Here is a 25,069-nt window from a genome sequence, read left to right as displayed (position 1 = left end):
TTAATATATCATTAACCATTATTAAGTAATACTACCGGATCAACTAATTTTCCGGAATAATTATTACTGGATTTTTTGTAATATCTTAAGATACGGTCTCAGAGTACAATCATTTCCGCCTTTTCCAGTCTCTCAGCATTATGTAGTCAAATAGATTCTTTGCGTCTTCCTTCTCTAACCCCTTTTCTCCAGCTAAGGACTCAAGATGATGTATGAACTCATGCTTAAGGGTATGCTCCAGCCTTTCTTTAAGCTCCGTATCCTCAAGATACCCATATACCTTCATGAATGAACCGTAATATATGACTATATACCTTCCGGAATTGAAACCCCTGTGATATTCACCCAGTATGTACAGGTCGTTGTTCATACTCATCTGATTCAGCTTCAATTCAGGCGCGAGGACTATTCCGCCGCTGAGCTCCTTAAACAGCTCTTCAGGAAATCCGTCTGCGATTTCATCAAGAATCCTGCCCATCTCTTCAAAAGTAACCATCTCTCATCACGCTCCAGTCAATCAGATTACAGGCTTATTCTTGTCCTAAAAGAACTGCAAGCAGAAGGTTTACAGCAGCTACAGCCAAAAAGAGGATTCCAGGCATTGTCCTCCACATGCGGAACAGCATTACTGCAGCAACAGCCATGATAGCGATTTTTGCTATAAGAAGTCCCGGCATTTCAAATCTTCCGATTGCATTCGGAGCCAGGTATTTTCCCCAGAAAACAGCCGCTGTAGCTGGCAGGATTACTGCGAGGAGTATCCTCTGCCACCCTTGGGTCCCTGTATTGTATCCATACCAGCCATAAATGAATAGAGCGACCAATTCAACAATGAAGGAAAGTCCGAGGTTAATGATTTTCACAACATCTATCATCCAATCAGCCCTTGTACTTCAGAACCGCTGTCTGGCGTTTTGTATCATGTGTCACCTCGATAAGGTTGTCGTCATACTCTACAACGCTGCCTGTCAGTTCAAGGAATTCCCCGACTCCCTTTATCACATCAAATCCGAAGCTCTCTGAGCTGTAATGCATGGGAATCACAACCTTTGGCATAAGCTTTTTGACTATCTCGGAGGCTACAGAAGCATCAATGGTATAGTAGCCACCGACAGGTATCATCGCTACATCAAGCTGGCCGATTTCTCCAAGCCTCTTATCATCAAGGGATTCACCAAGGTCTCCAAAATGAGCGAACCTGTATCCTTCTCCCTCAAATACATGGATTGTGTTCATCCCTCTTTTTCTTCCGCCATCGTCATCATGTGTGCTGATTATCTTACTTACATTGAAGGGCGACTTTGCACCTCCATCAATTATCTTTACAGCCTGAAACCAGTTATGGTCATTATGACCGTGGCTTGCAAACACCTCACAGGCTTCCTCGTGAAGCGGCGAAAGCCCCGGAATCATTCCTTCCTTATACGGGTCAATTACCATCGAATACTCACCATATTCTATTTTGAAGCAGGAATGTCCCAGCCATTTGATCCTGAGCTTTTCATCCATCCTTAATTCCTCCCTTGAAAAGAAACTATTCACCAAATATTATATAGGCTCGATGTTACAAATCTCTGTACAAAAAAGAAACTTTAAGTGTTCACAACAAGAGCATACATGCAACCGATCTATATGAGCCCGTTATTTTTAAGCCAGGAGCTGAGCTCTTCCCTGAATTCGTTAGCTTCAATTACCTTTTCCATTGTTGTAGTGATAGACAGACTGTCTGCAACCTCTCCACCTTTGGAACGTATCTTAGTAGAAATACTGTCAATTACCTTTTGAGGCACCTTGTCATCTGCCTTGGTTATGAACAGGAAGACCTTTTTTCCTTTGAAATTCGCTCTGCTAATGAATGCATTGATTGCAGGAGTAGTATGCCATGCCCATACCTGACCTCCCAATATGATCCTGTCATAACCCTCAAGCTTGAAATCCATAGGCTTAAGTCCGCTCCTCAGTCCAAGGAGTGCAGTAAGTGCGGACAGCGGCATGTTGTTTTTCTTCCTTTCCTTTTTCTCCACGATAGCTATTGAATCATACCCGGTAAGTGCCTGAATCTCCTTCGCCACAGATTCTGTATTTCCGGTCCAGGAATAGTAAGTGATTAATGTCCTGCCTTCCATATTGTCCTCCTGTATGCTTGTATTGCTTGAATAACTAGCTCTGTATCAATTCCACACTTTCATTTTATAGCATAAATTCAGGCTTTAGTATTGAATTGAGTTATTCACTGATGAAAAAGACACGGATCCGTCTATTGACAGATTCCGTGTCTTTTATCAGTTCAGTTCCTTGAACTGACCAGTAACTATGTAGTTTGTCCATTCGCAGATGTTAGTGGCATGGTCGCCGTTTCTCTCCAGATACTTTACTACGAACTGCAGCTGACCAGCCAATTTCATGAGGTCATTGTTGCCTGAAGCAACCTCATAGAGCTTAGCGATGGCTCTTTTTGACTTTTCATCGATGATATCGTCGGTTCGGGCCAGGTCTATAGCATGGCTCCTGTCCTTGGCTACAAATGAATCCAGGGATTCATTGATGAATTTTGTAACATCATCATTAATTTCCTTAAGTTCATCGTCAATCATGTCAGTATAGTTATCCTTGCATTCCAAAGCGATTATCGCGATGTCCTTAGCATGGTCTCCCATTCTCTCAAGGTCAGTTACAATTTTAATCACAGTGAAGATATATCTCAGATCTGATGCTACAGGACCCTGAGTTGCAATAAGCTTGATAGCCTCGTCTTCAATGTTCCTCATCAGTTCGTTGATTTCCCTGTCTTCGCCGATCAAGAATTCTGCAAGCTTCTCATCCTTCAGGACAAGGGCCTTGATTGCCCTCTTCATCTGAGTCTCAACCAGGAATCCCATCCTCAGGAGTCCATTGTTCATGTGGTTTATACTTACCTCAATGCTTTTCGTCATATGCACTGGCACCTCTCTTTTAAAATATCTATCCTTGTGATCCAATTACTTCCGCGTAGTGCGAATCACATTTGCAGTATGCGAATGTCCTTGAATCCAATGAAAAAAGCATGCACAATATCAGCTTGATTTTCTCAGCATGCTTCCTTGGTTCTAGTTTATCTGTATTCTTTCACCGCGAATAATATAAACTACCTTTTCACATATGTTGGTTATGTGGTCTGCGATTCTTTCCAGATGCCTGCCTATGAAGAGAAGCTTTGTTCCCTGCCTTATGAATTCACGGTTGTCGCTTATCTTTAGCAGTACGTCGTTATAGAAATCCCTGTAGATCTCATCTACAAGGTCATCCTGCTTTCCGACTTTGAGGGCAAGATAAGCATCACCTTCAATGAAGCTCTTCCTGGTGTCAGCAAGCATACCCTGAATAATGTCTCTCATCTTGAGTACGTCCTTGGCTTCCATATAGTGAGGTTCATCACCGATGACTATGACCTCTCTTGATATGTTTACACAGTAGTCTCCGATTCTTTCAATGTCAGTAACCATCTTGATTATCGAAAAGACAAGTCTCATATCCTTGGCAGTAGGCTGCTGCAGAGCTATCAGCTCAGTGCATATATCCTCGACCTGGTTGAGCAGGTCATCGACAGCATCATCCTGATTGGTGATCAGCTTGGCCGCTTCAATGTCCTTTTCGACAAATGACCTTATGCATTCATCCAGGATTTCGCTTGAAATGTCCATCATCTCAACTACCTTGTTTCTAAGTACTAGGATCGTCTTTTCGTAATTATCACGTGCCATATTTTCCTCCTTAGCCGAATCTTCCGGTTATATAATCTTCAGTTCGCTTATCCATCGGAGTTGTAAACAGTGATTTGGTGTTGCCATATTCTATCATCTCGCCAAGCAGGAAGAAAGCTGTCCTGTCCGATATCCTTGCAGCCTGCTGCATGGAATGCGTGACTATGCTTATGGTATATTCCTTCTTCAGGGAATCAAGCAGCTCTTCTATCTTATAGGTTGCTATCGGGTCAAGAGCAGACGTAGGCTCATCCATAAGTATTACATCAGGCTGAACCGCCAATGCCCTCGCTATGCAAAGCCTCTGCTGCTGGCCTCCTGACAGTCCGTATGCGTTGTCATTCAGCCTGTCCTTGACCTCATCCCAAAGCGCTGCACTTCTGAGGCTTGTTTCGGTTATCTCCATCAGAAGCTTCTTGTCAGTTAAGCCATGTATCCTAGGACCATAGACAACATTTTCCATAATTGATTTGGGAAACGGATTAGGCTTCTGGAATACCATCCCAACCTTTGTCCTCAGTTCCTCTACCCTCAGGTCCTTGTCAAATATGTTCTTGCCGTGATAGAGTATCTCTCCCTCAACCTTAACTGAAGGAATATTCTCAACCATCCTGTTGAGAGTCTTTATGAATGTTGATTTGCCGCAGCCTGAAGGCCCTATTATGGCAGTCACTTCATTCTTCATTATATCTATGTTTATGTTCTTCAAGGCACTGTCTTTTCCATACCAAAGATTCAGGTTCCTGACCTCGTATATTGCCTCTTTGTTTTCATTAATCTTTTCTGACAAAATAATTAACCTCCACTAAAATCGCTTCTGGAATTTGTTTCTTATTACGATCGCCACCGAATTCATAAGGAACAGGATTGCCAGAAGCACCACGATGGTTGCTGCAGCAAGATTCGCATACTCTGGTGTAAGTACCGTGTCCAGAGTCCAGTAGTATATCTGGATAGGAAGAGCGGTAAAGTCATCAAGTATGCTGTTCGGGAGCTTCAATATCAGGGTGGGGATACCAAGCACTACAAGAGGAGCTGTCTCTCCTATGGCCCTTGAAAGTGAGAGAATGAATCCAGTGAGTATGCCAGGTATGGCAACCGGAAGCACAACCTTGCTGATTGTGGTCCATTTGTCAGCTCCCATGGCGTAAGATGCTTCTCTGAGGAATCCAGGAACAGCCTTAAGCGCTTCCTGACTTGATACCACGACAATCGGCAATACCAGAAGTGACATGGTAAGTCCGCCTGCCAGCAGGCTGCCTCCAAGGTTCATCATTCTACCAAACACAGTCAGACCAAGCAGTCCGAAAATTACGGAAGGAACGCTTGCCAGGTTTGATATGTTTATGTTTATGAAATCCTTAATCGCACCAGGAGCAGCATATTCCTCAAGATAAATGGCGGTTGAAACTCCCAGCACCATCGTAACGGGAATCACTATGAGCATCAGCCAGACCGTACCCATTATGGCACCCTTGATGCCTGCCTTCTCCGGGAATATGGAAAGTGTCTTTGTAAGAAAGTCAATATCAAGCCAGCCTATGCTGTCTCTTATTACCTGGAAAAGCAGAAATGCCAGTACAACTACAGCTAACAGCACAGAGGATGAAAACAGGTGCTTGGCAAAGTTGCTGAGCCTCACTCTTCCATGGATCTTGGCACTGTCTATTGGCACCTTGTAAGGAAGCTTTTTCTTATTCTCAAATGTGGTTCTATTATTCTCCATATTGAGTTCTTTGCTTTCCATCAGTATGCCTCCCTGTATCTTTTCGATATCCTGTGCGCAATGTGGTTCATGAGCATAGTGAACAGGAACAGCATCAAGCCCACTGCATACAGGCTGTAATAGCCTGTTGATCCGCTTGCCGCATCACCGCTTGTAAACTCGACAATATATCCAGTCATCGTCTGCATGGATTTTGTTATGTCCAAAGTGAATGCTTTCGAGCTTCCGCTGGCGATCGTTACAATCATTGTCTCTCCGATTGCTCTGGAAATTGCCAGTACGATGGATGACAGGATTCCCGAAATTGCAGCAGGAGTAACGACCTTAAATGCTACTTCGAGTCTTGTCGATCCCAGACCCAAAGCTCCTTCTCTCATTATTTCAGGAACTGCATTCATGGCATCCTCGGATAACGAGGCAACCATAGGAATGATCATGATTCCCATTACTATTCCGGGACTCAGCACATTTTTAGACTCCAGAGCCGGAATTATCTTCATCAGAAGAGGAGTTACAGTCGAGTATGCAAAGAATCCATATACTATTGTCGGGATTCCCGCAAGAACTTCCATAATAGGCTTTACAGTCTTGCGGACATTTGCTGTTGCAAACTGGCTCATATATATTGCAGCTGCCAGTCCTACCGGCACAGCTACTGACATGGCTATCAGAGTAGTGAATATGGTTCCTGTTATAAGAGGTATAAAGCCGAAACTAGGAGCAGTTGCATTCAAGGGAGCAAGCTTTGTGCTGAACACCTCTGCCAAAGGAACCCTTGAGAAGAAGTTGTATGCGTCTAGGACGAGTGTAAGGACAATCCCGAATGTAGTGAGTACTGAAATGAACGACATGAGGAATAGAAAGCTCGGTACGATCTTATCCATCACATAATTCTTTTTCACCATATGGTCGTGTATCATTTCTCTTACTTTGGTCTGATTTTCCATTGAAGCTGTTCCTCCTGGGATATCTTCATACAGCAGTATGAGATGAGAGACTTTTGTCCCTCATCTCTTAACTGTCAAGTTGATTCTGATTACTTTACAGCATCAAGTGTTGCAGCATATCCGCTGTAGACGCTGTCTGGCAGTGGTGCAAATCCATTCTCGCCAGCAAGCTTTGCAGCACCGTCAGCTGATACTACGAACTTCGCATAGTCAAGAACCTGTGGATTAGCTTTAGCCTTGTCAAGGTCAAGGTATGTGTATACAAGTCTTGTGAATCCTGCATAAGGAAGAGCTTCACCGATTGTCTCAAGCTTAGGCTCTACTGCTCCGCTTCCGAAGTCAACCTTTACCGCATTGAGCTTATCCATATTTGACTCATAGTATCCATATCCGAAGAAGGCGATTGCATTCTTATCCTTTGAAACCAGGTCAACAAGGGTTGAATATTCCTGCTGAAGGTTTACTGTTGAAACAAGGTTTTCCTTCTTGAGAAGTCCTTCATAGAAGAACTCATATGTGCCATGGTTCTCATTAGGACCATAGAACTTTACTTCTTCTGCAGGCCATGTGGATCTGATGTCTGACCAGAGAACCTTGTCATCACTCTTTATCTTGCCTGAAGTGTACATGTTAAGTATCTCTTCAGCCTTCATCTCTGTAGCCCAGGTGTTTTCCTTGTTTATGACAAGAGTTAGTCCGTCATATGCAAGCTTTATCTCCATTATGTTTGCATCCATCTTCTTGCCGGCTGCAACAAGCTCAGCAACCTCGGTATCCTTGATCTTTCTTGATGCATCTGCGAAATCAAGTTCCCCTGCGATGAACTTCTTGAGGCCTGCGCTTGATCCTGCTCTGCCGACCTGAACGCTTACTTCATCCTGTACGTCAGTCATGTAGTTTTCAGCGATGTTAGCCATAAGCGGGTAAACTGTTCCTGATCCGTCAACTATTACGGCACCGCTGAGCTTTGGTTCTGTAGCTGATGGTGCTGTAGTTGGTGTTGCTGTCGCTCCACAGCCCGCGAGTACTGATACAAGTGCAAGTGATGATACTAGACCGAGTATTTTCTTATTCATTGATATCCTCCTAAAATTCGAGTTCAACCAGCTGCCTATTTGCAACCTACAAAATGAATTATACGGAGTCAATGTTTATTCCACATTGCCGGTTTGTTATGTCCACGTTAAATCGGAATGAGGTAAACAATTACATTTTCATGAAATCATTTGCACCCAAATACTTTCGGGTGCAAACCAGCGAGAATATAAAATTCACGGAAATTTCACCATAGGTTTAGTAGCGAATTTGCCAAGCAAAAGACCAGGGACTAAATCCCTGGCCTCAAAAAAGTATTATCCTGTCATTTTGTTTCAGCTAGACCCTTAAACAGTTCAACTCCAGTTTCAATTATCTCATCAGGAAAATCATATTCCTGGTTATGGATATGTGGATGGTCCACACCGTTGCCGATATAGCAGATGGCTCCCTTGGTTAGCTTAAGATAGTGTCCGAAATCCTCGGAAGCCCTGAATGCTTCCTCCATCTCAACAAGATGAAGTCCCTTATCTCTGCAGACCTGCCTGATCTTGTCAGAGCTTTCCTTATGGTTAAAGACCTCCGGGAAGTAGTCTTCATATCTAAAGCTTACTCTAAGCCCATACCTTTCAGCCTGAGCATATGCAAGTTCTTCAAGGTTTTTCTGCAGCCTGTCCATTTCCGGCTCATAATATGCTCTGATAGTAAGCAGCAGTTCTCCTTTTCCAGCCGAAACACCAAAAGCCCGCTCACCGATGGCTACCTGGACCACTGTGCATAGCACAATTCCCTTGTTATAGTCAGGAGATGTCAGCTCAGGTATCGCATCTATGATCTTAGCAATGGCGAATGCAGGATTGACTCCCTTTTCAGGATGGCTGGCATGGGAAGGGGTTCCCTCCATATGGATTATCATGCCTTTTGAGCCGAAATTGCTTACTCCATCTATAACATTCACTGATTTCAGCTCCATACTGCTCATGTTGTGGAATGCAAATATCTCGTCGATTCCGTTCTCTTCAATGAACACCTTGCATTCTGCAGCACCGTCTCCGGTCTCCTCAGCATGCTGGAACAGGAAGAATATGTTATTATTGCTGCCCTTCTGGTCGATTTCCAATGCAAATCCGGCAAGGGTAGCCGAATGCCCGTCATGTCCGCATTTATGGGAAACTCCTGCTTCAAGTGATGAGTACGGAAGTTCAATTGTCTCATCCATATGGATCGCATCAAAATCAGCACGAAAGGCTATGTTCCTGCATCCTTGTCCTGCTCTGAAAGTTGCGTAGAACCACCTTCCGCGATCCACGATTTCGAGGCTAGTATTCATTCTCAGGAATTCGATGAGGTGCTTTTTCGTCCAGACCTCTTGGTTTGAAAGCTCGGGATGCATATGCAGTTCATGTCTAAGACGCCTTACCAGTTCCAGGTTATAAAGTTCCATTCATCATTCCCCTTGCATCATCATATCTATCGTAAATTTTCCCATGAAAATGATTATACTATTCTGACATGGATATTCAAATGCTTATTGTTCCAGACGCAGGTTGAACTTTTCAATCGGCTCGGGTCCCCTAAGCACGAACCTTGTAACCTGAAGCATACCTTCACTGTTGACCACGACTCTCCACCTGGCAATCTGAATGTTGCCATCAATAAGCTCTATTGCAGTCATGCTTGTCGGATAGATGCAGCATCCGGTGTTGAAGTATGGAAGCTCATCCGGCCTTGGAAACTTGAACCTGTGGGTATGGCCGCATATCAGCATCCTTTTATGCTTATCTATCCACTTCACATAATTCTTCTCAATCCTGTGTCTTTTGCTGATATTTCTCACCGGGCTTGAAGGGTTAGTGAAGCCAAATGAGTGAAGGTGTCTCCAGAAGTACTTAAGCGACAGCATTGAAAAGAACCAGAACTGGTCGTTGCTGAGGTCTCCCTGATGTCCATGCAGTGTCAGAATTTCCTGACCTGTCTTTCTGTTTACAAGAAGCAGTGATTCACATGGATCCAATTCATTGAGGAAATCGTGAGCCTGCTGCTTGAAGTCATTATAGTATGTATAGTAGTTATTCCTCACATAATCCTTATTCTTCAGATAGATATTGTGATTTCCATAAAGCATGAAAAGTCTCTTTTCATCATGGAACCTTCTGATGGACTCATAAACTTCATAATGGGCGTTCTTTATGTCTACGAACCTCGGATGCTCCCAAAGTTCGTCTCCATCACCTGCTTCAACATAGACAAAGCCATTGTTATAGTAATAGTCCATCGCATGCAGGTATGCATTCTGGTTCTTCGTAAACTCGTCTGCGCTGTTACCATTTCCGCGGTGGCAGTCGCTCATGAACACATACCTTGAGTTTTCGTCAAAATGAGCAACCCTTGCCTTGAGATAAGCTTCCGTCAGTCTTTGGTCCGTACGCATGCCATTCACCTCACAATATTTGACTTACCTTAAGTATAAATCTAATTGAGCACACATAGAATAACCGAAGCACCGTATCCACATTAACAATCCAAATACATTATTAACTATTTTCGAATTTTTACATTTAGGTTTGAGAAATGAAAAAGACACCCTTAAAGGTGTCATGACAAAATAGCATTTGAAACTCTCATGACTAAAGTCACGAGATTCTTGGGAACAGAGCATACTTACCGGCATATTTCTTTACCGACAGAGGTTTCTCTTGTTTACCAAGCTATCCCCGCATTTCCTGCGGTTCCTGTTTGCTTCTGTATTACTAAGACCCTAGAGTCAGAGCTCTTATCCTGAGTCCTTCAGCCAGTATATTTCTTGCTGCATTGACATCGCGGTCATGATGGGCATGGCAAACTGGACAGGTCCACTCCCTCACATGGAGTGGCTTCTTCCCGTCCTTGTGGCCGCACTCTGAGCATATCTGACTTGACGGAAACCACCTGCTTATCCTGATGACTTCTTTTCCATACCAGGCAGCTTTATACTGCAGTTTCGATACAAGGCTCGTCCACGATACATCAGAAATGCTTTTTGCCAGTTTGTGGTTGCGCATCATGCCCTTCACGTTAAGGTCCTCGATACAGATGATATCGTGGTTTTTGACTATCTCTGTACTGAGTTTGTTCAGAAATCCATTTCGCTGGTTAGCAACCTTTTCATAGAGCCTGGCTACCTTCCTTCTCTGCTTCTGATAGTTCCTGGCTTCAGACAAGCGTATGCCTATTTTCTCCGCTATAAGTGCACGCCTTGCAAGCTTTCGCTGTTCACGTCTAAGCCTCTCTTCCATTTGTCTGGTGAAATGATTGTTGTCATTCCTAGTGCCATCTGACATAACCGCAAAGTCAGTGATTCCGAGGTCAATTCCGATAGCAGAGTCAGTCTTAGGCAATTCACAGATTTCCTCTTCACAAAGGATTGATACGAAGAATTTCCCGCTCGGTTTCCTTCGTACTGTGACATTCAGTATACGCCCTTTCATCTCCTGGCTTTCTGCAAACTTGACCAGGCCCAGCTTAGGCAGCTTCAGGTAATTTCCGGATACTGCGATGTTGTTGTTCGTTAATTGTGTAGTATAGCTTTGCCTCGGGCTCTTCTTGCTCTTGAACTGGGGATGCTCATTCTGTCCTTTGAAAAATCGGGAGAAGGCGTCCGACAGGTTACGAAGGGAATTCTGGAGCGAGAACTTATCCACTTCACAAAGCCATACTGTTTCCGGGTCCCTCTTCATCTTTGTCAGAAGTTTGGAGCATGCGAAATAAGTCAGACCTTTTCCGGTCTCCTCATATTCCTTGTTCCAAAGTTCCAGGAAATGGTTGTATACATACCTTGAACTGCCGATTGTCCTTGCAATAAGCGTTTCCTGTTTTTTATCTGGATAGATACGGTATTCATAGGCTTTATGCTGCAGCACTGCACTCACCTCCAGAGATGTCAAAGCTTGAACTGTCTCATTTCTTTTTCTGACTCTGTATGTACCAGCGAATTTGCTCCACGGTGTTTTCAATCTGCAGATACACATAATCATTATGCGTTCCCATATCCAAAATATACAAAACTTTGTCATCTGCAATCAGATTTAACAAATCCTTCTAATCTTTATCCATCTGCCCAATAAGGCTATCGTGCCGATAAACTACGTAGCAGACAATATGATACTGGATTGTATAGAAATATCCGCGTCCATACCGTATTTTAGACATAAGAACACTTCATGTCCTATTAACATTTAATTAATGCAAACAATTATTCAAAGTGCTTTGCGGTAATTATTACTTGATATATGCAAATATTCTAAGTGCCGTTTAGTTTTTGACTTCGCTTGCTAACTCACGTCTGAAGTCACGAGTTTGCGCAAGCTTTTTCATCAATTTGCATCAGCTGACAAGCTTTTCCTTCAGAGATTTCTCATACACCTTAAGTCCCAGTATTATAAGAAGCGCAACAAATGAAACTGCTGCCAGTATCCTGAACAATGTAAATATATCGATGTGTTCCAGAAGAATTCCTCCGCCAATATTTCCTGTGAAGTTCCCGAGTCCGCAGACAGCAGCAAATATTGTCATAGCTGTAGTCTTCATGGCTGATGGGACTATTCCGTTCAAATACTGAAGAGCTGCCATGAAAAACAATGCAAAGGATACTCCCTGAAGAACCTGCACAACAAGTACCATCTGATAGGAAACACTTAGTGAGTCCAGCAGGTATCTGAGCACAAAGAAGAATATTCCTATGGCGAATAGGTTAAGCTCACCGAATCGCTTCATCAGCTTATGCCCTGAAAACATTGAAGGAAGCTCACTTATTGCAACCATGAACCCATATACTCCAATATGTGCCACAGTTCCGCCGGTCTTCTGTATCAGAAGCGAAATGTACGAATTGTTGCTGCCGATTGCTATGTTGATCGTATATACCGCAAGCATGAATATCAGGAACCTCCGGTTCCTGAAAAGCTTGGAGATGTCCTTGACGTTGATCTTCACCTTTGTCTTCTTGCCCTGAAAATCGATCCTGTATATGAAAATCAAGCCAACCATTATCATCACCGAGTACATTATGAATGCAACGTTTATCCCTACCCTGGATACTACCTGGCCTGAAATAAGGGCCATGAACGCATATCCTGCTGAGCCCATGAGGCGGATCCTTCCATACTGGATCTCACGCTTTTTCTCCATGATCTCATATGTGAACGCATCAGAAACAGGAATTATCGGGCTTTGGAAAGTTAGGAACAATACAATGCTGAGGAGTATGGCTATGAATGAATTGGCGAATATGAAGCTTGTTATGAGTATCGCACTTCCAATTATAAGTATCATTATGGTAATTCTCTTGTTGAGATACTTGTCCGTTAAGAATCCCCAGATAGGCTGAGTGAATACGCCAGTAATGGAATATACCGCAAAGAGTATTCCAATTTGCGTAAAGCTCAATCCCCTGGATTGCATATAATATGTAAGGAATGGAAAGAAGCATGCAAAGGATCCGAAAATAAGAAAATATGATAGCTTCAAATTTGTTGTCAGAACATCCTTTTTCTTCATTGCTGCCTCCCGAATATCAAGTTTCTTGAACCTTTATAAAGTATACACCTCTTTTTAGAGATCTGTTGTAATTTGCATTTCTTGAAAATTGAAATGCACCAAATATGGAATTAAGTGATACGGCCGTCACTTGCATTTACAATGACGGCCTATACCTTCTTTTCTATACAGCTTCCAGAATAGCTGATTTCAGTATACCTTCAACCTCTTCAGCTATATCCTGAAGACCTTCTTTCCCTAGAAGTCCCACAAGGGACATGGGCTTAAGCATGCCAATCCTTACTTCTCCATCCTTCTCATAGACTGCCATTTTACATGGAAGCATATAACCTGCCTCTATGTCCCTGTCCAATACTATCTTGGCCTTGGGAGGATTGCAGACCTCCATGACCTTGAAGTTGATATCAAATTCAAGCCCCTTCTCTCTGAGCTTGTCCTTGAAGTTCATTTCCCAAAGTACTCCGAAGCCCCTGGCACCAAGTGCCTTCCTGATATCCTCGACAGCAGTTTCAAAGTCCTTTCCTGTCTTCATCTCATATACGAAATCCATTTTAAACCTCCTGTTGTAGTTTTTACTTATAATTGAATCATAACATTTTGAATTTTAATATCAATTGTATCTCTCATTGTTCATTGAGTGTTAATACATAGTCTCCATACAATTACACTTTTCTTCTCTCCGATTCCAAACACCAAAAAAAGCAGGCTGCCGCATCTTAAGCGAAAGCCTGCTTCATAAATCAAAATTGGAACCTATTTTACAACCAGCACAGGACAATTAACGGCACCTGCTACCCTTTGAGTAACACTTCCCATTATAGCTCCGCCCCATGGCCCGTGTCCCTTCGTACCCATCACAATCAAATCAAAGCCTGCATTGGCTTCCTCTATGATCACAGAGGCAGGGTATCCGAATGCTGTCTTCGTTGTTATGCGGACCTCACCGGTATCTGTTTCACCCTTCGTCTTCTCCATAATTTCCTTGCTTACAGCCTCTACCTGCTCCTTTGTTATCTTAACCTCAACATTTGACTCACCCTTCATATAATCTTGAATTACGTGAAGGATCTCCAATTCAGACTGAAAATGCTTCGCCATCTCCAGCGCAACCTCAAACGCCCGTCTCGAATAATCCGAACCATCAGTAGCTACCAATATCTTCTTGTACATGATTCATCTCCCCCATCATGTTCAAATGGAATCAGATAACCGATTTGAAGATTAATACAAATACCTGGATTAAAAAAATCCCTTCTTTGACTTCATTAAAACACACAAGAAGCAAGTAATCAAACAACTGCCCTGAATACTTTGTAAACTATGAGTGAACTATTCTATTGCTTTGGAATTACTGCATTTTCAGCTCAGACGTTTAATTCTCAAACTATGCTTTGGACTCGACCCACTGTACCATCCTCAAGCCTGACCTTAATTCCATGGGGATGGTTCGAGGAATTTGTAAGGATATCCTTCACGATTCCCTCTGTGAGCTTCCCGGATCTCTGGTCCTCTTTCTTTACTATCTGAACCTTTATCCCCGGTTTTATGTCTGCGCGCTTTTTACCGTCCATGATCCACCTTTAGCCTTCATATTATTTAAAGAACATTCTGTCCCGGAACATTATACCACACTTCAAAAAACGAGACAGATACGATGACCTATATGTAAATTCCAAATGCCTTTCAAATGCCTTTGACCCAAGAATATGATAAAAACACAGAAGACTTGATTTCCTTCTCAAGTCTTCTGTGTTTTTCACTAGCTTTTCAGGTTTTCCAGGATGAATTCACGTGCAAACTTCAGGTCTTCTTCAAAATCACTTTTCCCTGTGTCCCAGAACTCGCATACGAACAGGTTGATCCCTGAATCCAAAATAGTCTTAAGGCTATTCTTGAAATCCACATGTCCAGTTCCATAAGGAACTTCTCTGAATACTCCTGGAACAGTCTCCTTCAGGTGGAAGGCAACGATGTTCCCTTTTCCAAGACTGATGTCGTCTGTCACTGACTTGCCATACATCACTGCTGCATTGGTTATGTTGCCCAGATCCGGATAAACCTGTAGGTACGGCGAATTGATTTCATTCACATAATACATGGCCTTTTCGATTGTATTCATGAACTCTGTCTCCATGGTCTCGAATGCAAGGATAACTCCGTATCTCGCTGCCATTTCAACGCTCTTTCTGAGATTTACAAGAAAATTGGATCTTGTCGCTTCATTTGATTCTTTGTAATACTCATCATATCCGGCTATCATGATGATCCTTACACCAAGGTCATATGCAAGGATTATGGCTTTTCTCATGATTTCAAGGGATAAATCCCTTGTCTTCGGATCTTCCGATCCAAGAGGATACTTCCTGTGACCGCTGAGGCATATGGACCTGATGAAAAGCCCTTCTTCAAACATGTCACTGACCATTCTGGCTCTCTCATCCATTGTCATATCCAGCCTGGATAGCTTATCCTGTGTTTCATCTATGCTCATTTCAAGAAAATCGTATCCATGCTTCCTGGCAAGCCTCAGCTTTTCCTTCATCGGCACATGGTTTGGAATGGCTTTCTCGTAAAGCCCGATTCTTACACTGTCCATCTAAACCACTTTCTTCTTCTGGCCATAATAGGAATCCGGGCCATGCTTTCTGAGATAGTGCTTGTCAAGAAGCTCCTGCTGCATCTGCGGCAATTTAGGGTCTAACATGTTGTTGTGCCATGACATCATTGCAAGTTCATCCAGAACAGCAGAATTGTGGACGGCTTCCATTGCATCCTTTCCCCAGGTGAAAGGACCGTGGGAATGTACAAGCACGCCTGGCATGTAATCAGGATTTTTCCCGCTGAAGGTCTCAATTATGACATTTCCTGTTTCAAGCTCGTACTGTTCTGCTATCTCCGCAGGTGTCATCAGTCTCGTGCAAGGTATTTCTCCATAGAAATAATCTCCATGGGTAGTTCCAAGTGCGGGTATCGATTTCCCGGCCTGAGCCCAGATAGTCGCCCACCTTGAATGTGTATGCGTCACTGCACCGATGTTCTTGAATGCCTTGTAAAGTGCCAGATGAGTAGGAAGGTCCGATGACGGATTAAGGTCACCTTCAATTCTGTTACCCTCCATATCGACTATTACTATATCTTCAGCCTTCATTACATCGTATTCTACTCCTGAGGGCTTTATGGCTACGACTCCACGCTCCCTGTCAATCTCTGATACGTTTCCCCAGGTGAATTTTACAAGCTCATATTTTGGAAGCAGGAGGTTCGCCTCCAGCACCCTTTTTTTCATATCTTCGTACATGTCCATACCTCCTACTAGTATACAAAGTACAGTGCAGCTTCACCGATCTCCCGGTTAGCAGCTATTATTATATCCCTGTCCTCATGGTTGATTACTGCAACATTGCTTGGACCGGTGCCTTCATCGATTGTTCCTGTCCTGAAGGTAAGAGGTTCATTTTGATCCGCCTGTATCCAGAACAGCTCCTTTGCCTCTCTCCTGTAGCCTCCGATAATTGTCGGTACTCCCCTGAGCTTGCCGCCCCACACCACATGTCCAAAATCCATTGGCTTGTGGTATTTGAAGACTATCTTGTACTCGCCGTCAATCTTTTTCCTTATGAGGAAGTTCCCTCCATGGAATGCTTCAATCGTAACCAGCTCGTCCTCTCCATCACCATCGATGTCGATGACTGCAATGTCACTTACAGGCACATCAAGAAGTTTTTCAACACTCCAGTCGTCTCCGTCCTTCTGTGGTGGTGTGACTACAAGAACGCCCTGGTCTGAGGTAACGAATCCGCACTCTGTGCCATTCCAGTTTACTCTGGAATACCCATGGTTTCTGACAAGACCCTCTGCGATTACCTTAAGCTCGATTGGAGTATCCGTATCGACCTTAAGCTCACCGACATATATCTTTCCCGGATCGCTCCAGTCTTCCTTGCTGGACTTTGATGTGCAAAGCGTGCAGCCGATGAAGTACAGCTTGTCTCCCCCGGTCAATATGTCAAATCTGTGCAGATAAGGAAGATCCAGGAATTTTGTTACTTCCCATGACCTGTCTTCCTTTGGGACTGCTGTGACTACAATGGATTTTTCCGCCTGGAATGTTGGAAAGAAATTCTGGACTGCCAGGAATGCACCATTTCTCCCCGGAATCGGGACCATTGACATGGTTCCGCCTGGTGCATCCCATACGGTTTCCATCTTTTCATAGTCCTTGCCCGAAAAGCTCAGCGCCTGGCCTTCACCTTCGGTTGCCAAAAGAACTCTCTCTTCACCGTCGACCGTAACATATTGTGTCGAATAGCATCTGAACATGTCTGTCAGATGTTTCTTCTCGAATCTCATCTATACCATCTCCTATCATCACTTGAACGTGTTCCGCTTTCACTGAGGGGATACTGTATTTCTCAGTATCCCCTCATCCTATGCTGGACTATTTTTTATTGACTATCTTTTCTAAGATCTTCTCTTCGATTTCCTGCTCTGACAGAAGATTTCTGAGTCCGATAACTATCGTGTTATACTTTTCCGCATCCTTGAAATTATCGATAAGAGCCAGAGAACTGATCACTACGTCATAGTCCCTTATGAGTGACTTGGCCTCGCTAACGCTGCAGTGGTGTATAGTCACAGGAATGTTGTGCTTCTTGAAGACCTTCTCTATCTTCATCTTTATTATCTGACTTGAACCCATCCCGCTTCCGCAGGCTGCTAATACCTTTAACATGTTGACCTCCCTGTCATTTAGACCGCTTTCTTTTCAAGCTCCAAATCTTCCTTGTACTTGTCGTAATCCTCAGCTATTGTAAAGTAATTCTTTTTGTTTTTCAGATACTGTAATTGTGGAATTGCCATAAGGAGAACAAATGCTACTCCGAAACCTAAGTATCCTGAATATTTCATCATGACTCCTATTACCGGCCATACAGTTGCCCAGTCGAAATTTCCGTGCCATCCGCCATACTGCGACAGACCGAAGAAGAATGCTGCGAATGCTCCACCAAGTACCTGTATGATTCCTGAGAGGAATGGGAACAGCATGGCGCCTCTAAGTCCTGCCCTCTTGTTCGCATATACCGCGAAGGTGGCGTTGTCGAAGAATACAGGTACGAATCCTGTAATTATGAGAACCGGACTCTTGAAGACTATCAGTCCAAGAATCGCCAGCAGCTGTCCAAGTGCTCCGAAGAGGAATCCAAAGGTTACAGCATTAGGGTGTCCGAAGCCGTATACTGCTGCACAGTCTACTGCAGGCATTGATCCAGGCAGAAGCTTGTTGGATATTCCCTGGAAGGATATTGAAAGTTCTGAAACGAACATCCTTACACCAAGCTGGAGTATGCTGAGGTATACCGAGAACATCAGTGCCTTACCCATTATGTAGAACAGGAAGCTCTTTTCAGCTGTAAGTCCTGCTGGGTCTATTTTGATCATAAGGTCTTTTCCGAGTATCAGCATGATAGCTCCGAAGAAAAGGATCATCAGTGTTCCGGTTGCTACAACATTGTCATTGAATATGGAGAGGAATCCGGGAAGCTTAAGTTCTTCAATGGACCTTCCCTTCTTGCCCATCTTCTTGGCAAGCTTGTCAACTGCCCATATTCCAAACATCTGCTGATGTCCTATTGCAAATCCGCCGCCGTCAGTAAGCTCCTGTGTGCATTCCACAGTCAGGTTTGATGAGACTGACCAGTAAGCGCCGAGCAGCAATCCTAGCATAAGCACTATGCTCGTATCCTGAAGTGCCGGGAATGCGAACAGTATGAGCCAAAGTGCCGTTGAACTCTGCTGTACCATGATATGTCCTGTTATGAATACAGTCCTTACCTTCGTGATCTTCCTGAATATTACAAGGATGATGTTGAAGATGAACGCCACCAGGAGGACCAACATCATCATGCCGAAAGACCTGCCTATATTCTCTATGGCCTTCTGGGCTGCAGCCTGTCCGAAATAGGGGTCGATGACCGCAGCTGTCAGGTTGAACCTGTCCTTGAGTCCTGCAAGTATCGGTCTGAAGTTCGAAACAAGTCCACCTGCTGCGACATTCAATATAAGGTAACCGACAGTGGCCTTTATGAATCCAGCAAATGCATCATATATGGGCTTCTGTAGAAGCAAATAACCTATGAATACTATGAAACCGACAAAGAATGCAGGGTTAGTGAGAATGTTGATTTGAAAGAATTTCCATATCCCAATCATAAAATTGAATACCTGATCCATTATTACACATCCTTATTCTTTAATTAGAGGATACAGATCCTCGATTTTTTTTGAACCCTTGAGTATTTCGAACTTTTCTTCATCTTCCAGCAGCTCTACCAGAGCTACAAGATTCTTCATGTGTTCATCATTGTCAGTTGATGCAAGTACAAAGAAAATCGTTGCATCATATTCTGCTTCCGGTCCGAAGTCAACAGGTCTCTCAGTTTTCATGAAGCATATCGCTGTTTCGTTGACTCCGTTTCCTTCCTGCGCATGCGGGATGCAGACATCGGGAGCTATCACAATATACGGTCCAAACTTGTGGACATTTGCTATTATCTCGTCAGGATAGAAATCCTCGATCGAACCATCCGACACAAGAGGTACGCACGCTGCCCGTATTGCCTCCTCCCAGCTGTCGAAACCTTCATGGAATGAAAATCTCTTCTTTTCTATGATTTCCTTTATCAAACTCGTCATCTCCAGTTTTCAATCGTTTACTTCGCTTTTATTTTTTTCCTTCCTGTTTCCAGGAAGGAATTTTGTTACAGGAATGATCTGAACGGAAGGTCGATGTCACCTGTGAAAGCATCATCAAAGCCTCTCGGATAATGGTATTCCCTCTTGTCCTTGTCATCCGGGAATGTGAACTTTCCGCCTACCTGCCATATATATGGAGTAAATCCGTACTGAAGCCTGTATCTCTTCATTTCCCAGAGCGCAACTATCGTCTGGGGGTCAGCCTGGAAATTAGTCCATATGTCGTGATGGAAAGGAATGACTACTTTAGCTTTAAGAGCTTCTGCCATTCTGAGAATGTCTGTCTCAGTCATCTTGTCTGTTATTCCTCTTGGATTCTCACCGTAGGAGCCAAGACATACATCTATCTCATGGTCGTTGCCGTGCTTAGCGTAATAATTCGAGTAGTGTGAATCACCACTATGATAGAGGCTTCCACCTGGTGTCTTTATCAGGTAGTTGACCGCTCTGACGTCCATTTCACCAGGCATGTTCCCTTCAAGGGTAACACCCTTCGGTACTGTTATCAGTGCTGTCCTGTCGAATGAATCAAGTACCACTATCTCGGTATCTTTAATTCTAACAACATCTCCGGGCTTTACAACCCTGCATCTCTCTTCAGGCACTCCCCATTCTATCCACTTTTCAACACATGTCTTCGGGCCGATGAACGGAACATCTTCCTTGCAGTTCTTCATGACTGCTGCAGCAACATTGACATCGATGTGGTCATTGTGGTCATGAGTTGAAAGTATTGCGTCGACTTCCCTTATTTCAAAAGGATCCATTACGAAAACAGCATTTCTCAAATTCGGCTGAAGGTTCTTTCCACCTGCCATTCTGGCCATCTGATGCTCAGGCTTGATATACGGGTTCTTCATCGTATTCTTTCCTGAACCTACCCAGAAGTCTATGCAAAGGTTGGCATTGCCTTCGGACTTGATCCAGATGCCTGTGCATCCCAGCCACCACATTGAGAATGTACCCTTCTTTACAACAGTCTGTTCTATCTCTTCATTCAGCCATGTTCCCCACTCGGGAAAAGTACTTAGGATCCAGGACTCTCTAGTTATCTTATCGATGCTTGCCATTTTCTCCTCCTGTTAAATCATTCATAACATTCTTAAACAAATTTGTTTAACCTAATATTATTCGATTAATGATCATTTGGCAAGAGTCTGCCGTTGTGCTTTGAAATCGTTAAACCTCTTGTCTATCAATGGTTTTCCCAGTTTTTACCCTGACATTGTTCATGAATCATACTAAATGAACGTTTTGAATTCTTTGATAAAAATATAAAAAACAGCATATATTATAGCACTCACAATGAGTGTTCTCTTAAAGTCATATTGGGACACCGAGTTATCGAATCTAGATAGTAAAAAGATCAGAAGTGTATCAGCGACAGCATGTGAAGTGGATCTGCTGGTACATACAATTTGAATCGATTCAATCATTATCATCTCATCAATATGAAAGGTTCAAAACATACAAATGCCCTTTCAACCTGAGAAGCAAATGAAAGACAGGGATTTTATGAACTTTTTGAATGTTTTGATTGAAATATGACCCGTGATGATTTACACTGGTATTAGCGAACTCGTGAAAAGAATGGTGGGATTTTTATGAAATCAAGTATCGGGATTGTAACCAAGAGACAGGAAAAGCTAATCCAATATCTGAAGGAGAACGGGTCTATTCAAGTTGATGATGCCTCGAAGATTTTCAGCGTATCTCCTCTTACAATAAGGAGGGATCTTCAGAGCTTTGAAGAAAGAGGACTTGTAGAAAGATTCTACGGCGGAGCTACACTTATTCAGGATGCTCTCGGAGAAGATCCGACTTATCTTCCAACAAATGAAGAACTGGACCATAAAAAGATCGCAATCGCCAAAGCAGCTGCAAGCCTGATAGAAGCTGGTGATACTGTATTCATAAACTCCTCAAGCACCGCACTGCTTGCCATGTCAAACATCGAAAACAGGGCTACTGTCATTACAAACAACGGAAAGGCACTGAGCATCCCAAAGAATCCCAATATCGACCTGATACTTACCGGCGGCGAGGTATACGAACGCAAACAGTCCATGGTAGGTGATTATGCAATCTCGATATTCAACAAGATTTCAGCTACAAAATGCATAATCGGAGTTTCCGGCATCAACGAAAGAGGTATCACCACTTCAGTCATTCAGGAAGTGGCAGTAAACAGAGTGATGCTCGAGAGGTGCAAAGGGCAGAGGATAATTGTAGCTCAAGGACCTAAGGTAGGAATCGAACATAATTTCCTCACAGCGGAGCTTCCTCTTATTACGCATCTGATAACCGACAGCTCCGCCAATCCTGACGCAGTGAAACGGCTCGAAGCAAAAGGAATCAAGGTAATACAAGTAGAAGAATAGTCTTCTGAACTCATTAGATGACAAAACCAGGTGCAGTTACACCTGGTTTTGTCATCTTCAATCTTGAATCTTAAAATACTAGAATAATAGGTTCACTCAATTAATTAAGACTTGATCAAACCCTTACAGGTTTTTATCAGTAATAATCAGATTGAAGTTGACGATTTGCTTCACTGGATATTCCAATGGCGATGAATAGCCTTAACCCGAAATTCTGCGAAAAATAAAAGAGCAGAAGTTTCCTTCTGCTCAATTGATACTATCTTCTGTTGCCGCTCTGAGCTTTCTTAGCTCTTCTGCAATCAGGGCATCTTACCGGCTCATTTTCGAAGCCTTTCTCTTTGTAGAATTCCTGCTCACCTACTGTGAAAGTGAATTCGTTGTTGCAATCTCTGCAAATTATGTTCTTATCTGCCATCATAATGACATCCTCCTTAGCTACAGTTTCTTTTGTGTTTACTGAAGCCAAAGATTTCAGACAAATACATATGATAAACTGCACTTATTTATTTTGTTCCTTACGGACAATTCTTATAATAACAGATAACCCAGATTAAAGATAGAGCAAATCCAGAATTATTTATATTATTTTTTGAAGCCTAATTTGAAAAATTAAATTCCAGTCATCTTTGCCTCCAGGATTCAAATATATTCGCTGGTATTCTTAATGACCATCTGTTGAAGTGTGAAGTATTTTGCCATTTTCATCGAGTATGGTTTCCTTGTTATTCCAGTTCCAGTTTTCCTCGTCGTAGGGATTCCCCTCTGAATCTATTGAGAATTCATTTGTGATTCTCTTATGGACCAAGCCAAGGGAATCGATTGCCCTGACATACATCACTATAGTCTGTCCAGCTGATAGGTCAAATTTCTCGTCTACTTTAAAAACCTGCCGATCAGCCAGGGGATGCTCAGATACAGCCACTCCGTCAATTTCTGTTATCAAAGAAGCTTTCTTAAATAAAGCATCTCCTGAATTATGTAAATCAAGTGTAATGTTACCTTTTCTTTCGTACGTTCCCGCCGCTTCTCCATTTTTCTTATTATAACCGCTGTAGCCATCGAAGGTAACAAAGTATGACGGTATGAACTTTTCCATCAGCAATCCAAACTCGCCCAGCTTTTCGGTCTTGTCCACACCATTGTCGGAAAGTATCACTGTAGCGGAGAGGGCTTCAAAAATGCTTACAGTGCTTGTCGCTTTATAAGTTGTTCCAGTACGTTCCATGGTGACAGTTTCATTCGGGAGCACAAGTTTAGCCATAGTATCAGCACTGGATACTTTAGGTGTGACAATAAACGTTACAGGTACCGCATAATTGGTCTTATCGACATCGCCAAATGTAAAATCGTAAGTATCAATTATGCTTGCCTGTTTCTTCATCAGGTTTTCAACATTTGTATAAATTGAATTGGCCAGACTTGACTGGCTTGTCTGTACACCAGATATCTGATTGTTCAAATCGGTTATCTGAGACTGCAGACTGCCTATCCGGAAGAGTGAAATAGCCTGAAGCAGTATTAGTAATGCTAGTGGGATTACAATGGATGGTTTCTTCATTCGACACCTCACATAATCAGTCACAATGCTTGCAGCAATGATATATGTTACTTTTCACCATTGTCATCATATCACACAAGTAAACATAATTATATCGCCTGATATCCAAAATAATTGAATTTCTGAAATCACCTCTGGTGTCTAAACCTAACGCTGCACATCATATTACGATATCTGTTGACTGTGTCTCCCATGAATGACAAGATTAACTTAGAGAGTCAAAAACAGAATATGTGATGAAATGAAACCAGAATACAGGGAGGGATACCGGTGAAGTATAAAAGACTTGGAAAGTCAGGCCTTAATGTATCAGAGCTTTGCCTTGGAACTATGGCATTCGGGAGATGGATTGATGAGGCAGCATCAAGTGAAATAATCGATATTGCACTTGATGCAGGCATAAATTTCATTGATACGGCGAATTTCTACGGAAAGGGACAGGACGAGGAATTCAAATATGGAACTGGAGAGTCTGAGGAAATTATTGGACGTGCACTGAAGGGAAGAAGAGACAAGGTAGTCCTCGCCACAAAGGTCGGCAATCCAATGGGAAGAGGTCAGAATGACTATGGATATTCACGAATCCATTTCATGCGGGAAGTGGAGCATCAGCTGAAAAGGCTGCAGACTGACTACATCGACTATTACCAGGTCCACCGGTTCGGAACAGATACTCCTCTTGAGGAAACGCTTCGCACGCTAAATGACCTGGTCAGACAGGGTAAGGTCAGATATATCGGCTGCTCCAACTACGCTGCATGGCAGATAGCCAAGAGCAATTCAATATGTGACAAGATGAACCTTGAAAAGTATATCGCAGTGCAGTCCCAGTATAACCTGCTTCGAAGAGAAATTGAAAATGAGATCATGCCGTTCTGCAAGTCTGAGGAAGTAGGAATAATGGTATACAGTCCGCTTGGCCGGGGAATGCTGACTGGAAAATACAGAATGGGTTCCGAACTTCCAGAGAACAGTCGTGGTGCACATGGTGAACAGCTGCTGAAGAACTATTTTACAGAACGTGACTACAAACTTGTAGAAGCATATGCAGAAATTGCAAAGGCCAATGATGTGACTCTTCCAAAGCTTGCCATGTCATGGGTGGTAAGCCATCCGCAGGTGTCATCCGCGATAATAGGCGCAAGCAAGCCTTATCATGTCACCGATGCTGTTGAAGCTATAGAATGGAAGGCACCAGATGGACTTTTTGAGACAATAAACTCAAAAATCAGATAAGCTGGTCGTAGTGACTTTCCATTTCAATCAGGTCATATTATGTTGAAGAGCTCTGCTCGTGGTAGTGTATTTTAATTTGTGTTTATACATGACTTAAGATACTAACAAGAGTGGGAATAGGAACAGGACAGGAGAGCTGAGACAAGCTCAGGCAC

Annotated in this window: 28 protein-coding genes; 2 read left to right on the top strand and 26 right to left on the bottom strand. The window is 43.0% G+C overall.

Annotation, left to right across the window (positions count from 1 at the left end; translation table 11 throughout):
* Window positions 1-109: 109 nt before the first annotated feature.
* The 24 genes from J2Z34_RS13605 to ulaG all read right to left on the bottom strand — a co-directional run bounded on the left by J2Z34_RS13605 (window position 110) and on the right by ulaG (window position 20,806).
* Complete coding sequence (locus J2Z34_RS13605) at window positions 110-496, bottom strand: metallopeptidase family protein (protein ID WP_209460412.1); 387 nt, start codon at window positions 494-496, stop codon at window positions 110-112.
* Between the two features lie 34 nt (window positions 497-530).
* Window positions 531-863: a DUF2568 domain-containing protein gene (locus J2Z34_RS13600; RefSeq protein ID WP_209460411.1), complete on the bottom strand. Its 333-nt coding sequence runs from the start codon at window positions 861-863 to the stop codon at window positions 531-533.
* Between the two features lie 16 nt (window positions 864-879).
* Window positions 880-1,509: an MBL fold metallo-hydrolase gene (locus J2Z34_RS13595; protein ID WP_209460410.1), complete on the bottom strand. Its 630-nt coding sequence runs from the start codon at window positions 1,507-1,509 to the stop codon at window positions 880-882.
* A gap of 119 nt (window positions 1,510-1,628) precedes the next feature.
* Complete coding sequence (locus J2Z34_RS13590) at window positions 1,629-2,126, bottom strand: flavodoxin family protein (protein WP_209460409.1); 498 nt, start codon at window positions 2,124-2,126, stop codon at window positions 1,629-1,631.
* 156 nt (window positions 2,127-2,282) lie between these two features.
* A complete protein-coding gene (gene phoU, locus J2Z34_RS13585) occupies window positions 2,283-2,933 on the bottom strand; it encodes a phosphate signaling complex protein PhoU (protein WP_209460408.1) in 651 nt (216 codons plus the stop codon).
* A 153-nt stretch (window positions 2,934-3,086) separates the two neighbouring features.
* Complete coding sequence (gene phoU / locus J2Z34_RS13580) at window positions 3,087-3,740, bottom strand: phosphate signaling complex protein PhoU (protein ID WP_209460407.1); 654 nt, start codon at window positions 3,738-3,740, stop codon at window positions 3,087-3,089.
* Between the two features lie 10 nt (window positions 3,741-3,750).
* Complete coding sequence (pstB, locus tag J2Z34_RS13575) at window positions 3,751-4,530, bottom strand: phosphate ABC transporter ATP-binding protein PstB (RefSeq protein ID WP_209460406.1); 780 nt, start codon at window positions 4,528-4,530, stop codon at window positions 3,751-3,753.
* A 15-nt stretch (window positions 4,531-4,545) separates the two neighbouring features.
* Window positions 4,546-5,466, bottom strand: coding sequence for a phosphate ABC transporter permease PstA (gene pstA, locus J2Z34_RS13570; RefSeq protein ID WP_245250770.1), 921 nt, complete (start codon window positions 5,464-5,466; stop codon window positions 4,546-4,548).
* Window positions 5,467-5,486: 20 nt separating this feature from the next.
* Window positions 5,487-6,413: a phosphate ABC transporter permease subunit PstC gene (gene pstC, locus J2Z34_RS13565; protein WP_209460404.1), complete on the bottom strand. Its 927-nt coding sequence runs from the start codon at window positions 6,411-6,413 to the stop codon at window positions 5,487-5,489.
* 89 nt (window positions 6,414-6,502) lie between these two features.
* Entirely contained in the window at window positions 6,503-7,489 is a 987-nt protein-coding gene (locus J2Z34_RS13560) for a phosphate ABC transporter substrate-binding protein PstS family protein (RefSeq protein WP_209460403.1), read from the bottom strand.
* A 284-nt stretch (window positions 7,490-7,773) separates the two neighbouring features.
* Entirely contained in the window at window positions 7,774-8,892 is a 1,119-nt protein-coding gene (locus J2Z34_RS13555) for a M20 metallopeptidase family protein (protein ID WP_209460402.1), read from the bottom strand.
* Window positions 8,893-8,976: 84 nt separating this feature from the next.
* Window positions 8,977-9,879, bottom strand: coding sequence for a metallophosphoesterase (locus J2Z34_RS13550; protein ID WP_209460401.1), 903 nt, complete (start codon window positions 9,877-9,879; stop codon window positions 8,977-8,979).
* Between the two features lie 319 nt (window positions 9,880-10,198).
* On the bottom strand, window positions 10,199-11,347 hold the full coding sequence (tnpB, locus tag J2Z34_RS13545; protein WP_209460400.1) for an IS200/IS605 family element RNA-guided endonuclease TnpB: 1,149 nt from the start codon (window positions 11,345-11,347) through the stop codon (window positions 10,199-10,201).
* Between the two features lie 463 nt (window positions 11,348-11,810).
* Window positions 11,811-12,983 (bottom strand): MFS transporter, encoded by a 1,173-nt coding sequence (locus J2Z34_RS13540; RefSeq protein ID WP_209460399.1) that lies wholly within the window; start codon window positions 12,981-12,983, stop codon window positions 11,811-11,813.
* A gap of 163 nt (window positions 12,984-13,146) precedes the next feature.
* On the bottom strand, window positions 13,147-13,533 hold the full coding sequence (locus J2Z34_RS13535; protein ID WP_209460398.1) for a DUF302 domain-containing protein: 387 nt from the start codon (window positions 13,531-13,533) through the stop codon (window positions 13,147-13,149).
* Between the two features lie 203 nt (window positions 13,534-13,736).
* The gene (locus J2Z34_RS13530; protein ID WP_209460397.1) at window positions 13,737-14,153 is read right to left on the bottom strand and encodes a universal stress protein; all 417 of its coding nucleotides are present in this window, start codon (window positions 14,151-14,153) and stop codon (window positions 13,737-13,739) included.
* Between the two features lie 209 nt (window positions 14,154-14,362).
* Window positions 14,363-14,554, bottom strand: a complete 192-nt coding sequence (locus J2Z34_RS13525; protein WP_209460396.1) for a YwbE family protein — start codon at window positions 14,552-14,554, stop codon at window positions 14,363-14,365.
* 188 nt (window positions 14,555-14,742) lie between these two features.
* Window positions 14,743-15,579, bottom strand: a complete 837-nt coding sequence (locus tag J2Z34_RS13520; RefSeq protein WP_209460395.1) for an L-ribulose-5-phosphate 3-epimerase — start codon at window positions 15,577-15,579, stop codon at window positions 14,743-14,745.
* Window positions 15,580-16,281, bottom strand: coding sequence for an L-ribulose-5-phosphate 4-epimerase (locus J2Z34_RS13515; protein WP_209460394.1), 702 nt, complete (start codon window positions 16,279-16,281; stop codon window positions 15,580-15,582).
* A 14-nt stretch (window positions 16,282-16,295) separates the two neighbouring features.
* Entirely contained in the window at window positions 16,296-17,333 is a 1,038-nt protein-coding gene (locus J2Z34_RS13510; protein ID WP_209460393.1) for a hypothetical protein, read from the bottom strand.
* An 88-nt stretch (window positions 17,334-17,421) separates the two neighbouring features.
* A complete protein-coding gene (locus tag J2Z34_RS13505) occupies window positions 17,422-17,715 on the bottom strand; it encodes a PTS sugar transporter subunit IIB (RefSeq protein ID WP_209460392.1) in 294 nt (97 codons plus the stop codon).
* A 17-nt stretch (window positions 17,716-17,732) separates the two neighbouring features.
* Window positions 17,733-19,214: a PTS ascorbate transporter subunit IIC gene (locus tag J2Z34_RS13500; protein ID WP_209460391.1), complete on the bottom strand. Its 1,482-nt coding sequence runs from the start codon at window positions 19,212-19,214 to the stop codon at window positions 17,733-17,735.
* Window positions 19,215-19,226: 12 nt separating this feature from the next.
* The gene (locus J2Z34_RS13495) at window positions 19,227-19,667 is read right to left on the bottom strand and encodes a PTS sugar transporter subunit IIA (protein WP_209460390.1); all 441 of its coding nucleotides are present in this window, start codon (window positions 19,665-19,667) and stop codon (window positions 19,227-19,229) included.
* 74 nt (window positions 19,668-19,741) lie between these two features.
* Window positions 19,742-20,806: an L-ascorbate 6-phosphate lactonase gene (gene ulaG, locus J2Z34_RS13490; protein WP_209460389.1), complete on the bottom strand. Its 1,065-nt coding sequence runs from the start codon at window positions 20,804-20,806 to the stop codon at window positions 19,742-19,744.
* 534 nt (window positions 20,807-21,340) lie between these two features.
* Here ulaG and J2Z34_RS13485 point away from each other — a divergent pair.
* Complete coding sequence (locus J2Z34_RS13485; protein WP_209460388.1) at window positions 21,341-22,117, top strand: DeoR/GlpR family DNA-binding transcription regulator; 777 nt, start codon at window positions 21,341-21,343, stop codon at window positions 22,115-22,117.
* Window positions 22,118-22,376: 259 nt separating this feature from the next.
* On the opposite strand, the gene J2Z34_RS13480 is transcribed toward J2Z34_RS13485, so the two are convergent.
* Window positions 22,377-22,535 carry a zinc-ribbon domain-containing protein gene (locus J2Z34_RS13480; RefSeq protein WP_209460445.1) on the bottom strand — a complete coding sequence of 53 codons (159 nt, stop codon included), beginning with the start codon at window positions 22,533-22,535 and terminating at the stop codon, window positions 22,377-22,379.
* Between the two features lie 246 nt (window positions 22,536-22,781).
* Window positions 22,782-23,678: a hypothetical protein gene (locus J2Z34_RS13475; RefSeq protein WP_209460387.1), complete on the bottom strand. Its 897-nt coding sequence runs from the start codon at window positions 23,676-23,678 to the stop codon at window positions 22,782-22,784.
* A gap of 270 nt (window positions 23,679-23,948) precedes the next feature.
* Between J2Z34_RS13475 and J2Z34_RS13470 the strand changes: the two genes are divergently transcribed.
* Window positions 23,949-24,914, top strand: a complete 966-nt coding sequence (locus tag J2Z34_RS13470; RefSeq protein WP_209460386.1) for an aldo/keto reductase — start codon at window positions 23,949-23,951, stop codon at window positions 24,912-24,914.
* Window positions 24,915-25,069 lie beyond the last annotated feature (155 nt).

The organism is Youngiibacter multivorans (genome assembly GCF_017873395.1).
GTDB lineage: Bacteria > Bacillota > Clostridia > Clostridiales > Clostridiaceae > Youngiibacter > Youngiibacter multivorans.
Note: the sequence above shows the minus strand (reverse complement) of the source record. Positions and strands in the feature narration are given on the sequence as shown.